9 protein-coding genes and 3 rRNA genes are annotated in these 15,027 nt (G+C 61.0%); 8 read left to right on the top strand and 4 right to left on the bottom strand.

Features of this window, described 5'->3' with window-relative positions:
• Positions 1-29: 29 nt before the first annotated feature.
• From MP11Mi_RS00765 to MP11Mi_RS00755, 3 genes are read left to right on the top strand one after another with little or no spacing between them, the layout of a single operon-like run.
• Entirely contained in the window at positions 30-1,211 is a 1,182-nt protein-coding gene (locus MP11Mi_RS00765; protein WP_420040427.1) for an iron-containing alcohol dehydrogenase, read from the top strand.
• Between the two features lie 2 nt (positions 1,212-1,213).
• Entirely contained in the window at positions 1,214-2,524 is a 1,311-nt protein-coding gene (locus tag MP11Mi_RS00760) for a MadS family sensor histidine kinase (protein ID WP_420040426.1), read from the top strand.
• Complete coding sequence (locus MP11Mi_RS00755) at positions 2,521-3,174, top strand: MadR family response regulator transcription factor (protein ID WP_420040425.1); 654 nt, start codon at positions 2,521-2,523, stop codon at positions 3,172-3,174. Before MP11Mi_RS00760 ends, MP11Mi_RS00755 begins: the two co-directional genes overlap by 4 nt.
• 15 nt (positions 3,175-3,189) lie before the next feature.
• On the opposite strand, the gene mftM is transcribed toward MP11Mi_RS00755, so the two are convergent.
• Entirely contained in the window at positions 3,190-4,032 is an 843-nt protein-coding gene (mftM, locus tag MP11Mi_RS00750) for a mycofactocin oligosaccharide methyltransferase MftM (RefSeq protein WP_420040424.1), read from the bottom strand.
• Between the two features lie 610 nt (positions 4,033-4,642).
• Here mftM and MP11Mi_RS00745 point away from each other — a divergent pair.
• The 3 genes from MP11Mi_RS00745 (at position 4,643) to rrf (ending at position 9,961) form a co-directional block, all read left to right on the top strand.
• Positions 4,643-6,165: ribosomal RNA gene (locus MP11Mi_RS00745) — 16S ribosomal RNA — on the top strand.
• Positions 6,166-6,621: 456 nt separating this feature from the next.
• Positions 6,622-9,758: ribosomal RNA gene (locus MP11Mi_RS00740) — 23S ribosomal RNA — on the top strand.
• Between the two features lie 86 nt (positions 9,759-9,844).
• Positions 9,845-9,961 (top strand): 5S ribosomal RNA (gene rrf / locus MP11Mi_RS00735).
• The 16S, 23S and 5S rRNA genes sit together here, the layout of an rRNA operon.
• 61 nt (positions 9,962-10,022) lie before the next feature.
• On the opposite strand, the gene MP11Mi_RS00730 is transcribed toward rrf, so the two are convergent.
• From MP11Mi_RS00730 to MP11Mi_RS00720, 3 genes are all read right to left on the bottom strand, one after another.
• Entirely contained in the window at positions 10,023-11,495 is a 1,473-nt protein-coding gene (locus MP11Mi_RS00730; RefSeq protein WP_420042162.1) for a class I adenylate-forming enzyme family protein, read from the bottom strand.
• 5 nt (positions 11,496-11,500) lie between these two features.
• Entirely contained in the window at positions 11,501-12,628 is a 1,128-nt protein-coding gene (locus tag MP11Mi_RS00725) for a DUF5938 domain-containing protein (protein WP_420040423.1), read from the bottom strand.
• Between the two features lie 70 nt (positions 12,629-12,698).
• Positions 12,699-13,493 carry an SDR family NAD(P)-dependent oxidoreductase gene (locus MP11Mi_RS00720; protein ID WP_420040422.1) on the bottom strand — a complete coding sequence of 265 codons (795 nt, stop codon included), beginning with the start codon at positions 13,491-13,493 and terminating at the stop codon, positions 12,699-12,701.
• A 169-nt stretch (positions 13,494-13,662) separates the two neighbouring features.
• Here MP11Mi_RS00720 and MP11Mi_RS00715 point away from each other — a divergent pair, with 169 nt between their 5' ends.
• Both MP11Mi_RS00715 and nucS read left to right on the top strand, forming a co-directional pair.
• Positions 13,663-14,313 (top strand): TetR/AcrR family transcriptional regulator, encoded by a 651-nt coding sequence (locus MP11Mi_RS00715; RefSeq protein ID WP_420040421.1) that lies wholly within the window; start codon positions 13,663-13,665, stop codon positions 14,311-14,313.
• A gap of 30 nt (positions 14,314-14,343) precedes the next feature.
• A complete protein-coding gene (gene nucS / locus MP11Mi_RS00710; RefSeq protein ID WP_420040420.1) occupies positions 14,344-15,027 on the top strand; it encodes an endonuclease NucS in 684 nt (227 codons plus the stop codon).

Genomic DNA, 15,027 nt, shown 5'->3' with positions numbered 1-15,027 from the left:
TTGTCCCAGAATGAGGAGGTGGACCGCCGGTGACCGATCGGGGCCCAGGCCGCACACGCGCGGCAACGAGTGTCGCGAAGTTCCACACCCCGGAGATCGTGCTCGGTCGCGGGGCGTTTCCGGAAGCGTCGGTCACCGTCGCCGGGCTGGGCGTCCGTCGTCCGCTCATCGTCTCTGACCGCACGATTGAACAGACCCCCTGGTACGGCCGTCTGTTCGCCGACCTGCAACGCCACGGTCTGCAGCCTGCGGCATACCTCGACGTCTCGCCGAACCCGCGGTCACACGAGGTGGCCGACGGATTCGCCGCCTACACAGCGCACGGGGCCGACGGTCTCGTCGCACTCGGCGGCGGTTCGGTCATCGATGCGGCCAAAGGCGTGGCCGTGCTCGCTTCCAACGGCGGTGTCATCCTTGAATACGAGGGCATCGATCGCGTGCACCGCCCGCTTCCACCGCTCGTCGCGGTCCCGACGACGGCGGGCAGCGGCGCCGACGTCTCCCAGTTCTGCATCGTCAACGACCCTGACCGTCGGACCAAGGTGACGATCATCGGTCGGACGTTGGTCCCGAACGTGACCGTCATTGACCCGACTCTGCTGACAACTCTGTCGCCGCAGGTCACCGCGCAGACCGGGATGGACACGCTCACCCACTGCATCGAGGCGTACGTCTCGCTCGCGCACGGACGACTGACTGACTCGCTCGCCATCGATTCGCTCACCGGCGTGTGGACGAACCTCGAACGCCTCGTCGAGGACCCGGCGGACGCGGTCGCGGGCGAGGAGATGTCGCTCGCTTCGCTGCGCGCAGGCATGGCGTTTACCAATGCGATCCTCGGTGCGACGCATGCGATGAGCCACCCGGTCGGCGGTCATTGCGACGCGCCGCACGGCACGATCAACTCGGTACTGCTGCCGCATGTGATCAGGTACAACGCGCTGGTGTGCGCGGACGACTTCGTCCGGCTTGCGGATGCGGTCGGATTGTCGACGACAGGCGACCCTCGGGTCGTCGCTGACCGGCTGGCCGACGCTGTCGCGAACCTCGCCGCACGGGTCGGAATGCCGGACACCCTGGCGCCACTCGGTGTGCGCGCCGGTGACCTGGACTTGCTGACGACGCACGCGCTCGCCGACTCGTGCATGATCACTAATCCACGACGTCCGGAAGAGTCGGGGATCGTCGAGCTGTACCGACAGGCGCTTTAGCCGTGGAAGCCGACCCGGACCTGGCGTCACTCGTAGGGCTGCGCACCGTCAAGGCGGGCTACTACGAGCAGTACCGAGGTTCGGAAGCGCGGTTGAGTCGGGTGATGCTTGCGTTGGAAGGCATCTCGAAAGCTCTAGTGCAGACGGCGGCTGGGCCGGAAGGGCTGCTCGTCGCGGTCGTGGAGACCGTTCGCGACCATCTCGGCGCGCAGTGGGTGCTCTTCGCGCTCGCCGACGGCCAACTCGTCGGCACGGGCCCTCGACACCTCATCGCGGGACCCGACGGGCAGATCCTCGCCTTCGAAGGGGTGCGCGTCGCGGAACCGCCGACCGGATTGCCGGACGCGGTGCTCAACCGACTCAACGACGTGCTCCGCGGCGAAGTCACTGTGCTGCACGCTCCGATCGCGGACGACCATCACGTGCACGTCCCGGTGGAGCTCGACGGGGACGTGGTCGGCGGCCTCTCGGCGTGGACCGCAGACGGTCAGCGCGTCGACCCCGCGGACCTCACGGTGCTGCGGATCCTCGCGAGTCAAGCGACGGTGGCCCTGGTGAACTCGTCGCTGTTCCTTCAAGCGCAGCGTCGCGCGGACGAACTCGCCGAACGCAACGACGAATTGGTTCGGACCCAGCGTGAACTGTGGGCGGCGCAACGGACCGCTCTGCTGGGTGCCGAACGTGCGCGGATCGCGCGGGAACTGCATGACTCGGTCGGACAGTCGGTGCTATCGGCCGGGTTGCAGATGGAGTTGTGCCGCGGTGATGTCGGAGGGGCCGCGGCCGAACGACTCGACAAGGCCGTCACATTGAGTCGCGACGCCATGGAGCAGTTGCGCGGCGCGATCTATGCGCTCGCCCGATCGGGTGGACCGTCGGCCAGCGTCGTCGACACCCTTCGAGAACTGTGCTCGCTGCATATGCCGCCGGGCGTCGACGTGACTGTCACGGTGCGCGGCCGCACTCGAGAACTGACCGGGGACGTGCAGCACGCGGTCCTGCGTATTGCGGGCGAATCCCTGTTCAACGCGGCATTGCATGCGCAGGCGAGCCGGGTCACCGTGACCCTCGAATACGACGACCGGGGCGTACGACTCCTCGTCGACGACGACGGAACCGGCGACCCGACCGCACTGCGAGCCGTGCTGAACGCCGCAGTGCGCGGTGACATAGCGTCGGGCCGCAGTCGTGGACTGGCGAACATGGCGTCCCGCGCATCGGAGCGAGGCGGCGGCTTCGCGATTCGGCGGTCCCGGCTAGGCGGTATTCGAATCGCGGCAGACGTGCCGAGCCCGGACCAGGAGGCACCGTGACCAGAGATGACGACCGGCCAGTCAAGACCGTTCTGGTCGATGACCACGCGCTGCTGCGGGAAGGGCTCCGTTCGCTGCTCGATCGCGACACCGCGGTGGTCGTGGTGGGTGAGGCGAACTCGTTCGATACCGCACTCGCCGAGATCGCGAAATGCCTGCCCGACGTCGTCGTGGTCGATCTGAAGCTGACGGCGGGTGCCGACTACGAGGGGCTTCGACTGATCGAAGAAGTCACCAAGCGCCACCCCGAAGTCGCATCCCTAGTCTTGACCACGTTTCTCGACGATGACCTCGTCGTGCGGGCGGTCCGCGCTGGCGCACGAGGATATGTCGTCAAGGACGTCGACACGACCGAGCTCGTCCGCGCGGTCCGCGCCGTCGCCACCGGCGGAAGTGCGTTTGACCCGCGCAGTGCGACGATCGTGTTGCGGACCGTCTCCGGCGGCCGGGACGTGGCCGCGGAACTGACCGACCGCGAACGGGAGGTGTTGCGCCAGCTCGCGGAAGGCAAGTCGAACGCCGAGATCGGTGGCACCCTCTACATCTCGGAGTCGACTGTCAAGTTTCACATCCGCAACCTGATCCGCAAGCTCGGCGTGAGTAAGCGGACCGACGCCGTTTATGTGGCGAGCAAACGCGGACTCATCTGAACCGGGACGATCTGGTCACCACTGTTTGTCGATGACGAGCCAGCCGCCGTGATCGGTGAAGACGGTGACTGCCAGACCCGACCGGATCCACGGCGCCGCCCACCGGAGCAAATCGTCCTCGGACAGACGCTGCAGATGACCGAAGTGCGCGGATGGCTCGTCTTCGAACGGCACGGCGATCACCACCCGCTGTCGCGCAACGCGGAGGGCCTCACGTATCGCAGTGGTGACGTCGTGGGACGACAGGTGCTCGAGAAGGTGGATCAGCGTAACGGTGTCGACCCGGTCATCGGGGACGGGTAGGGCCCGGGCATCGCCGAGCGCCGTCCGCACGTCGACGCCGAGCCGGGCCGACGCGTCGTCCAGGAGGGCAAGAGCCCCGGGACAGATGTCGCAAGCTTGTACGTCCAGACCGTCCTGAGCGCATTGGACCGCGAACAGCCCGAAACAGCAGCCGACCTCCAGAACCGAGCGGCCGACGACGAGCGAACGTGCCCGCCGATGAACGGGGGAGAAGACCGAGCGGCCTGAACGCAGATCTTCGATCGAGTTCGCGTAGAAGGCGAGCCAACCGTCGGACGGGTCGTCGCAGCAGGTGGCGATGAGACCGACCATCGCCGACTCGAACTCGTCCTGCCCGACGATGATCCCGGCGTGGACCAGATCGGACAGCGCTGTCACCGCAGCCCCGTCGCTGATCGATCCGGCGGTGAATGTGTGGACGAGGTCGACGCCGTCGCCGGACTGACGCCACCCGAGGTGGCCGCTGGTGGTGAAGCCTGCGGCGGGTACCGAAGGGACTGACGCCACGTCGATACGGCGTCCGACCGTTCGCACAGACTCCGCGGTGATGCTCATACTTCGACGCTATGGGGGCGAGACCGCACGCGTAACTGCCCGAACGGTCCGACGTCCTGACCGTTCGGCTAGGTCTCTGCGCGCCGACCCTCGCTCTGCGGGACCGTGACCAGCCGATTTGCCCTTCGGCCGACACGTGCGTAACTTATATCGAGTCAGAGCGGCCCGGCCGCGAAGACACCACAGACTCCCAAGTTCGCGGTTGTGAAACTGCGGCCAGGTCGAGTAACGTGGGAATCCGCTTCGGCACAAGCCTTTTACCTTCTCCGTTTTACGGAGGGTGGGTCTGGTTTTGCCAAGTGAACCTCTGCCTGGTAGGTTGGGGGAGTTGGCCTCTTGCAGGTTGACGCAACAATATATGTTCGCTGGAGTTCGGCCCTGATTGTGGGGTTGGTGCTGGTGGGTGTGTGTTCTTTGAGAACTCGATAGTGTGTAATGGATTTTTCTTGTGCCATAGTTTTGTATTTTTTGTGGCAGGGATAAAATTTTTGACGGACATTTTGTTTGTTTAGTTTTTTGTTTTTGTCAGTTTTTTGGATTGGTCAGGTTTTGCTTTCTGGCTTTGTGTTGAAATTGCTGATCCTTGTGGGGTTGGTTGTTTTGATGTTTTTTGTTGGAGAGTTTGATCCTGGCTCAGGACGAACGCTGGCGGCGTGCTTAACACATGCAAGTCGAACGGAAAGGCCCAGCTTGCTGGGTACTCGAGTGGCGAACGGGTGAGTAACACGTGGGTGATCTGCCCTGCACTCTGGGATAAGCCTGGGAAACTGGGTCTAATACCGGATATGACTCTGCGCTGCATGGCGTGGGGTGGAAAGCTTTTGCGGTGTGGGATGGGCCCGCGGCCTATCAGCTTGTTGGTGGGGTAATGGCCTACCAAGGCGACGACGGGTAGCCGACCTGAGAGGGTGATCGGCCACACTGGGACTGAGACACGGCCCAGACTCCTACGGGAGGCAGCAGTGGGGAATATTGCACAATGGGCGCAAGCCTGATGCAGCGACGCCGCGTGAGGGATGACGGCCTTCGGGTTGTAAACCTCTTTCGCTAGGGACGAAGCGCAAGTGACGGTACCTGGAGAAGAAGCACCGGCCAACTACGTGCCAGCAGCCGCGGTAATACGTAGGGTGCGAGCGTTGTCCGGAATTACTGGGCGTAAAGAGCTCGTAGGCGGTTTGTCGCGTCGTCTGTGAAATTCTGCAGCTTAACTGCAGGCGTGCAGGCGATACGGGCAGACTTGAGTACTACAGGGGAGACTGGAATTCCTGGTGTAGCGGTGAAATGCGCAGATATCAGGAGGAACACCGGTGGCGAAGGCGGGTCTCTGGGTAGTAACTGACGCTGAGGAGCGAAAGCGTGGGGAGCGAACAGGATTAGATACCCTGGTAGTCCACGCCGTAAACGGTGGGTACTAGGTGTGGGGCTCATTTCACGAGTTCCGTGCCGTAGCTAACGCATTAAGTACCCCGCCTGGGGAGTACGGCCGCAAGGCTAAAACTCAAAGGAATTGACGGGGGCCCGCACAAGCGGCGGAGCATGTGGATTAATTCGATGCAACGCGAAGAACCTTACCTGGGTTTGACATACACCAGACGTATGTAGAGATACATATTCCCTTGTGGCTGGTGTACAGGTGGTGCATGGCTGTCGTCAGCTCGTGTCGTGAGATGTTGGGTTAAGTCCCGCAACGAGCGCAACCCTTGTCCTGTATTGCCAGCACGTAATGGTGGGGACTTGCAGGAGACTGCCGGGGTCAACTCGGAGGAAGGTGGGGATGACGTCAAGTCATCATGCCCCTTATGTCCAGGGCTTCACACATGCTACAATGGCGCGTACAGAGGGCTGCGAGACCGTGAGGTGGAGCGAATCCCTTAAAGCGCGTCTCAGTTCGGATTGGGGTCTGCAACTCGACCCCATGAAGTCGGAGTCGCTAGTAATCGCAGATCAGCAACGCTGCGGTGAATACGTTCCCGGGCCTTGTACACACCGCCCGTCACGTCATGAAAGTCGGTAACACCCGAAGCCGGTGGCCTAACCCCTTGTGGGAGGGAGCTGTCGAAGGTGGGATCGGCGATTGGGACGAAGTCGTAACAAGGTAGCCGTACCGGAAGGTGCGGCTGGATCACCTCCTTTCTAAGGAGCAGACAACAATTCCTATGCCATGCTCGAATGTAGTGTGGGTGGGTGTTTGTTCACGGGTGAAACACAAGAAGCCACTGCGCGGACGTTGTGTTCGTGGGGCTGGTGCACTGGTTGTATGCTGGTGTGCTGGTGGTGGGATCGTTTGGGTGACTGGATGGTCGGATATTGCACACTATCGGGGTTCTGAGGGAACACATGTCGTTTCGGCAGGTGTTGTCTTGTGATGCTCGCTGGATTTCCGCGCCTGTGTGGGTGTGTGGGGTTGGGTGGGTGTGTGTTGTTTGAGAAGTGGATAGTGGATGCGAGCATCTTAAATTTTTAGATGTGTATTGCAATTTCAAAGATTTGTTTGTGTTGTCCACATTCGTGTCACAGCGTGGCTGGTGTCTTTCCGCTTTTGTGGGTGGTGGGGTGTTGGTTGGTGTTGTGGTGTGTTTGTGGGTGTTGTTGTAAGTGTTTTAGGGCGTTCGGTGGATGCCTTGGTACCAGGAGCCGATGAAGGACGTGGTAGGCCGCGATAGTCCTCGGGGAGTTGTCAAACGAGCTGTGATCCGAGGGTGTCCGAATGGGGAAACCCAGCACGAGTTATGTCGTGTTACCGCCCGGTGAATGTATAGCCGGGTTGGAGGGAACGTGGGGAAGTGAAACATCTCAGTACCCACAGGAAGAGAAAACAATTGTGATTCCGTGAGTAGTGGCGAGCGAAAGCGGATGAGGCTAAACCATGCGTATGTGATACTCGGCAGGGGTTGTGCGTGTGGGGTTGTGGGAGTGTCGTTCTTCGTGCTGCCGTGCGGAGCGCCAGTAAGAAAATCTTTCGTTAGGTGAAGTGGCCTGGAATGGTCTGCCGTAGTGGGTGAGAGTCCCGTAACTGTAAGCGATTGGTCTGGTGTCGATGTGTCCCAAGTAGCAGCGGGCTCGTGGAATCTGCTGTGAATCTGCCGGGACCACCCGGTAAGCCTAAATACTCTCTGGTGACCGATAGCGGACTAGTACCGTGAGGGAAAGGTGAAAAGTACCCCGGGAGGGGAGTGAAATAGTACCTGAAACCGGACGCTTACAATCCGTCAGAGCCTTCCCTTTGTTGGGTGGGGTGATGGCGTGCCTTTTGAAGAATGAGCCTGCGAGTTAGTGCTCAGTGGCGAGGTTAACCCGTGTGGGGTAGCCGTAGCGAAAGCGAGTCTGAATAGGGCGTTTATGAGTCGCTGGGTCTAGACCCGAAGCGGAGTGATCTACCCATGGCCAGTGTGAAGCGACGGTAAGACGTCGTGGAGGCGCGAACCCACTTCAGTTGAAAATGGAGGGGATGAGTTGTGGGTAGGGGTGAAAGGCCAATCAAACTCCGTGATAGCTGGTTCTCCCCGAAATGCATTTAGGTGCAGCGTCACGTGTTTCTTACTGGAGGTAGAGCTACTGGATGGCCGATGGGCCCTAAAAGGTTACTGACGTCAGCCAAACTCCGAATGCCGGTAAGTGAGAGCGTGGCAGTGAGACTGCGGGGGATAAGCTTCGTAGTCGAGAGGGAAACAGCCCAGATCGCCGGCTAAGGCCCCTAAGCGTGTACTAAGTGGAAAAGGATGTGGGGTCGCGAAGACAACCAGGAGGTTGGCTTAGAAGCAGCCACCCTTGAAAGAGTGCGTAATAGCTCACTGGTCAAGTGATCCTGCGCCGACAATGTAGCGGGGCTCAAGTACACCGCCGAAGCCGCGGCACTCACACATTACATCGGCCACCCTTTTGGGGGTGTGTCTAGTGGTGTGGGTGGGTAGGGGAGCGTCCTGCATCCGTGGAAGCCGCAGAGTGATCTAGTGGTGGAGGGTGTGGGAGTGAGAATGCAGGCATGAGTAGCGAAAGACAAGTGAGAAACTTGTCCGCCGAATGACCAAGGGTTCCTGGGCCAGGTTAATCCGCCCAGGGTGAGTCGGGACCTAAGGCGAGGCCGACAGGCGTAGTCGATGGACAACGGGTTGATATTCCCGTACCCGTGCATCCGCGACAAATGGTGAATCATCTGTACTAACCGCCCAAAAGCATGTGTGACTTTCTTCGGATTGTTGTGTGTGTGGCTGCGTGGGACCTTGGGTGTAGTAGTCAAGCGATGGGGTGACGCAGGAAGGTAGCTGGGCCAGTCAGTGGTTGTACTGGTGTAAGCCTGTAGGGAGTGGTGTAGGTAAATCCGTGCCACATATGTCCTGAGAGGTGATGCGTAGCCGTTGTGGCGAATTCAGTGATCCTATGCTGCCGAGAAAAGCCTCTAGTGAGTTGGTGCATGGCCCGTACCCCAAACCGACACAGGTGGTCAGGTAGAGAATACTAAGGCGATCGAGATAACTGTGGTTAAGGAACTCGGCAAATTGCCCCCGTAACTTCGGGAGAAGGGGGACCATGGCTGGTGATCATCTTTACGGTGGGAGCTGGTTGTGGTCGCAGAGACCAGAGAGAAGCGACTGTTTACTAAAAACACAGGTCCGTGCGAAGTCGTAAGACGATGTATACGGACTGACGCCTGCCCGGTGCTGGAAGGTTAAGAGGACCGGTTAACCACTTTGGTGGTGAAGCTGAGAATTTAAGCCCCAGTAAACGGCGGTGGTAACTATAACCATCCTAAGGTAGCGAAATTCCTTGTCGGGTAAGTTCCGACCTGCACGAATGGCGTAACGACTTCTCTGCTGTCTCAACCACAGACTCGGCGAAATTGCAGTACGAGTAAAGATGCTCGTTTCGCGCGGCAGGACGAAAAGACCCCGGGACCTTCACTATAGCTTGGTATTGGTGTTCGGTACGGTTTGTGTAGGATAGGTGGGAGACTGTGAAGCTGGCACGCTAGTGTTGGTGGAGTCGTTGTTGAAATACCACTCTGATCGTATTGGGCTTCTAACCTCGGACCCTGATCGGGTTCAGGGACAGTGCCTGGTGGGTAGTTTAACTGGGGCGGTTGCCTCCTAAAATGTAACGGAGGCGCCCAAAGGTTCCCTCAGCCTGGATGGCAATCAGGTGTTGAGTGTAAGTGCACAAGGGAGCTTGACTGTGAGACGTACATGTCGAGCAGGGACGAAAGTCGGGACTAGTGATCCGGCACCGGCAAGTGGAAGCGGTGTCGCTCAACGGATAAAAGGTACCCCGGGGATAACAGGCTGATCTTCCCCAAGAGTCCATATCGACGGGATGGTTTGGCACCTCGATGTCGGCTCGTCGCATCCTGGGGCTGGAGTAGGTCCCAAGGGTTGGGCTGTTCGCCCATTAAAGCGGCACGCGAGCTGGGTTTAGAACGTCGTGAGACAGTTCGGTCTCTATCCGCCGCGCGCGATTAGAAACTTGAGGAAACCTGTCCCTAGTACGAGAGGACCGGGACGGACGAACCTCTGGTGTGCCAGTTGTTCTACCAAGAGCACTGCTGGTTAGCTACGTTCGGAAGGGATAACCGCTGAAAGCATCTAAGCGGGAAGCCTGTTCCAAGATGAGGTTTCTCACCTGCCCTTTGGGTGGGGTAAGGCCCCCTACAGACTATGGGGTTGATAGGCCAGAACTGTAAGCATAGTAATATGTTCAGGTGACTGGTACTAATAGGCCGAGGACTTACTAACAACACTCACACACATTCTTTTTGTTTAAGTGTGTCTCGCATCCACTATCTACTTCTGAGGCCGCACACGCGATAACCTCATATTGTTTCGGTGGCTATAGCGGAGGGGAAACGCCCGGCCCCATTCCGAACCCGGAAGCTAAGCCCTCCAGCGCCGATGGTACTGCACTTTAATCAGTGTGGGAGAGTAGGACACCGCCGAACTAGAATTCGAGTAGAGCCCCCAACACATTCGTGTTGGGGGCTCTACTCCTATATCCACCACCTACACAGCACGAGTTTCGGCGGCGTCCATAGTTCTCAACGTGGGCTTGTCGATCTTTCCGACGGGGTTCTTCGGCACGTCGTCGACGACGATGATGTCGACCGGCACCTTCATCGACGCGAGTTGTGCGCCTAGCAGTGCGGCGAGGTCGTCGACCGTCGTCGTCGCACCATCTCGAAACGACAGATACGCGATGGGGACCTCACCAAGGACATCGTGTGGTCGGCCGATGACGGCCGCCTCGAAGACGTCGGCGTCAGAATAGATGACCGCTTCGATCTCCTTCGGATAGATGTTCTCCCCACCGCGGATGATCATGTCTTTCACCCGGTCTACCAATTGCAGATAGCCGTCGTTGTCGATCCTCCCGACGTCTCCGGTACGGAGCCACCCGTCGACGATCGTATCCGCGGTGGCCTCCGGCCTGTTGAGATAGCCGGCCATCACCACGTCGCCGGCGATCAGAACTTCGCCGGACTGGCCTCTCGGCACTTCGTGGAGGTCGGCGTCGACGATCCGGATCCGCTGACCCGAAAGGGGAGGACCGACGGTTCCGGGCTTGCGGAGTCCGTCGAGCGGATTGATCGCTGAGGCGGTCGTCGTCTCCGACAGCCCGTACCCCTCGATGACGGGTACACCGAAGCGTTTCTCGAACCGACCGATTAAGTCGGCGGGCATCGGCGCCGCCCCGCAGATCCCGAACCGCAGCGACGAGGTATCCGGCTGAACATCGGCCGGAAGTGCGGTCAACATCGCGTAGATGGCGGGCACCGCGGAGAAGTACGTCGGACGTAATGATTCGACAGCGGGGAAGAACGCATCCCGTTTGAACCGTCCGACGATGCTCGCCTGTCCACCGGCGCGGAGAGGACTCAGCGTCCCCAAGACGACGCCGTTAGCGTGGAACAGTGGAAGGACTAAGAGACTGTGATCGGCTTCAGTGAAACTGAAGTGCTCGACGAAGGTCTCCGTCATCGCGTCGATGTTGGCGTGGGTCGTCATCACCCCCTTCGGCTTGCCGGTCGTTCCCGCCGTATAGATCAAGAGGGCGATCTCCGAACCGTCTACGGCCACAGTCTCTGGCACGGTCCCAGACCGCGCATCCAGCAACCGGTCGCAGCGGATGGCTGGGCGTCGCACCGGAACCTCGGCATCGGGCTCGATGACGAGCACGCGGACCCCGGCGTCGCTCGTCTGAAAGTCGATCTCCGGTGCTGCCAACGCCGGGTTCACCGGTGTCACCGTGGCACCGAGCCGCCACGCGGCGAACAGCGCTACGACGAGCTCGACGCGATTGGACAGGAGTAGACCCACCACGTCACCGCGTACGACGCCCGCGTCCGCGAGATGCCCACTGGCACCCCTGACGAGCTCGGCGAACTCCCGATTGGTCAACGAGAGTCGTACATCCGAAACGGCGGGCGCATCGGGAGCATTCGCAGCTCGAGCCTCAGGCAGCCCTGGAACGATCATCGCTGTCACTGCGATACCGTCACGATCGGCGCCGAGATGAAGCCGAACGTGCGAAGTACGCCTTCGAGTTCGCGATGGCCGAACGCCTGACATCCGGAGGCCAATCCGACGCGCTTCGGCGGCTGCTGGAGGAGGTGGTACGCCGCATATGCCTGCAGGAGACCGGTCTGCTGATAGTTGTTGTTGCCGTGAATGACCACATGCGCGCGACCGAGCGGCCCCGAGGCGTGCACGGAGTCGAGCGACTTGTTCAGACGCGGGTTCTCACGGGGCGGCATCGAGTTCATCACCTGCGCGGCGACCGCGTCGAGCGCGTCGTCGCGCTCATCGGGCGTCATGTCCTTCGTCGCCTCGAGCGCGTCGGCAACGATCAGCGGGACATTGTTCATGAGCGCCGCGTTGAACACCCCACCCTGTGCCTTACAGGTGGCCACGCGCGGATCACGTTTAAACCAGACCGGATGCGATGTGCCGCCCCATGGCAGCGACTGGGCGAGTTCGTGCTGCCCGGGGACGATGAGCGGCACGAGGCCCTGGGCCGGATCGAACGGCACGTACTCGTTCTCTTCCAGGTGAAATGCGTCCCCGCCTGCGGCGTTGACGAGGATCGTGCGCGTTGACGCGATCGTCGGGCTGCCGCCCCAGAACACTGCGATGTCCAAGGTGTCGAGGCCCGGAGTCTCCAATGCGATCTGTGCGGCGATCTCTCCGGTCGTATACATCTGAGCGATTCCGGGAGCCAGAAGCAGGCCGGCTGCCGCGAACTTCTCATGGAAGGCGTCATCGAGGTGGATGATCCAGTCCTGCTCGCCGCTGGTGTCGGAGTAGTGCGCGCCGGCAGCTAGTGCCGCTTCGACCACAGGATCGCCGAGCTTCATGAACGGGCCGACAGTATTGAGGACCACTGAGCTGCCGCGAAACAGATCGGTGAGTGCTTCGACAGTGTGCTCGGTCTCGACGACGTCGTAGTCCGCCGTCTCGATGCCGGGGACATGGGCGCTCATCGAGTCAGTCAGTGTGGCAGTGCTGCGGCCCGCGGCGGTGAACGGAACGTTGTACTGGCGCAAGAATTCGCAGACGAGCCGTCCGGTGTAGCCGGATGCTCCATATACGACGACTGGTTTGGTGCTCATGAGTTCTCCTCTGGTTGATTGTGGTTCGTGGTGCGAATAGATGTGCTGCGAGTAGTTGTGATCGTCGGCGTCACATGCCCATCCCGCCGTCGACGGGCAACCCGGCGCCGTTGACGAAGCGCGCGGCATCAGATGCGAGGAAGACGACGGCGTCCGCCATATCGGTGACTTCGCCGAGCCTGCCGCTCGGGGTGAGCCCCACTACGGCCTCGACGGCTTCCTCCGTCGATCCGAACAGGCCGAGTTCGGCCATATCGGAGGCGAGGCCCGCACCCATCTCGGTGGGGACCAGGCCGGGATAGATGCAGTTGACGCGGACGCCGTAGTTGAGTTTTCCGGCTTCCATCGCAGCGACCCTGGTCATCCGATCGATCGCCGACTTGGTCGCCGAATAGATCGCGATCCCGGGGAACGCGATGGTCGCAGCGACCGATGCGACGTTGATGACGACGCCGCCTTGGCCGGCCGCGCCGCCTGGTCGCATCGTCCGTAGTGCGTGTTTGATGCCGAGCGCGGTGCCGAGGACGTTGACATCGAGTTGGCGTCGGACGTCGTCCGCAGCCAACTCGGTCATCAGACTGCTGATCTCGACACCGGCGTTGTTGACGACGAGGTCGAGGCCGCCGAGCTGCTGCGTCGCGGAGTCGATCGCGGACGCCCAATTGTCGTCGTCGGTGACGTCGAGGGTGACGACGCCGTGTCCGCTGCCGAGCGATGTCGCTACTGCTTCGGCCGCGTCGGTCTTGACGTCTGCGATGACGACTGTCGCCCCGGCCGCGGCGAGCGCGCGCGCCATGCCCTCGCCGAGTCCTTGGGCACCGCCGGTCACGAGTGCCCGTCGTCCGCTCAGATCGAATGCGTTCATGAGTTCTCCCTTGTTTGCATCTACCAGTGGCTGGAGTCACATTACTCAAAGTTGGACGATCGTCAAGGAAAACATTGTACGAATGTCCAGTAAGTGGATCGGGTGGTATCGTTTCCGCTTGTCGCAGCGGGTTATGCTCAGGGAAGCCGTTCAGCGTAGGAGGAGGACCATGACCGCCGAAGCACTGATAAAGCCGTCGTCTCCTGCTGAACGCGGTGTCGGACGACGGACGGAGAAGCTCGCCGCAAAGCGCGACGAGCTCGCGCGCGCAGCGTTTAAGACCCTGTCCGAGCTCGGATACGCCGGGACGAGTCTGCGTGAGATCGCCGCCAACTCGGAGTACAGCCACGGCGTACTGCATTACTACTTCTCCGACAAGCTGGATCTGATCGCGCACTGTGTCGCGCTCTACAAGAGCGAATGTGTCGCGTCGTACGACGACGTGCTCGACGACGTCGACGACGCGGAGGCCCTCCGGGGGCGATTCGTGCGGCGTCTCGTCGAGACGATGACCGACGACCTGCCTACCCACAAACTCTGGTACGACCTGCGCTTGCAGGCAATGTTCGAGCCGTCGCTCGTTGCCGGGGTCCGGGAGATCGACGCCGCACTCGAAACAATGATCTGGCGGGTCGTATCGCGATACGGCGAACTCCTCGGAAGTGTTCCGCTACTCGACTCCGCAGGCGTCTACGCGTCGTTCGACGGACCATTCGAGCGGGCCGTTCGCCGGTCGGCGTTGGGCGAAGAAGATGCGGGGGCCGACCTGGCCGCGCAGTTGGACGGGTTGTTGTGCGCGGTGGTCCCCGCACGTCCCTGATGTCATAGGCATCGCCTACACTCGGCGACTGTGAGACTCGTGATTGCCGAATGCCAAGTCGACTACGTTGGCCGTCTGACCGCGCACCTGCCGATGGCGAAGCGTCTGATTCTCGTGAAGTCCGACGGTTCAGTGAGCATTCATGCGGACGATCGTGCGTTCAAGCCGCTCAATTGGATGAGCCCGCCGTGCTGGCTGTCTGAAGAGGTCGCACCCGAGGGGAGCGAGGCGCAGGCGGTGTGGGTGGTGACCAACAAGGCGGGCGAGCAGCTCCGGATCACCGTCGCCTCGATAGAACACGACTCGTCGCACGAACTGGGGTTAGATCCAGGGCTCGTGAAGGACGGCGTCGAAGCGCATCTGCAGGAGTTGCTCGCCGAACACGTCACGACTCTCGGCGAGGGGTACACGTTAATTCGCCGCGAGTACATGACGGCCATCGGTCCGGTCGACATCCTGTGCCGCGACGCGGACGGCGGCACGGTGGCCGTCGAGATCAAGCGGCGCGGCGAGATCGACGGTGTCGAGCAGCTGACTCGATACCTGGACCTGCTCAACCGCGATGCGACCCTCGCACCCGTGGCGGGCGTCTTCGCGGCGCAGGTGATCAAGCCGCAAGCGCGGACCTTGGCAACCGATCGTGGAATCCGGTGTGTGACGCTCGATTACGACCAACTCCGCGGTACGGAGAGCACAGAGTTCAGACTGTTCTGA

Origin of the sequence: Gordonia abscondita (genome assembly GCF_032711245.1) — a bacterium.
In the GTDB taxonomy this organism is placed as follows: domain Bacteria; phylum Actinomycetota; class Actinomycetes; order Mycobacteriales; family Mycobacteriaceae; genus Gordonia.
The sequence above is the reverse complement of the archived record's forward strand: the minus strand, read 5'-3'. Positions and strand labels throughout refer to the sequence as shown.

Coding starts and splice junctions, on each gene's coding strand:
- MP11Mi_RS00730 (WP_420042162.1), bottom strand. CDS start 11,495: ATGATCGTTCCAGGGCTGCCTGAGGCTCGAGCTGCGAATGCTCCCGAT.
- MP11Mi_RS00725 (WP_420040423.1), bottom strand. CDS start 12,628: ATGAGCACCAAACCAGTCGTCGTATATGGAGCATCCGGCTACACCGGA.
- mftM (WP_420040424.1), bottom strand. CDS start 4,032: ATGAGCATCACCGCGGAGTCTGTGCGAACGGTCGGACGCCGTATCGAC.
- MP11Mi_RS00715 (WP_420040421.1), top strand. CDS start 13,663: ATGACCGCCGAAGCACTGATAAAGCCGTCGTCTCCTGCTGAACGCGGT.
- MP11Mi_RS00720 (WP_420040422.1), bottom strand. CDS start 13,493: ATGAACGCATTCGATCTGAGCGGACGACGGGCACTCGTGACCGGCGGT.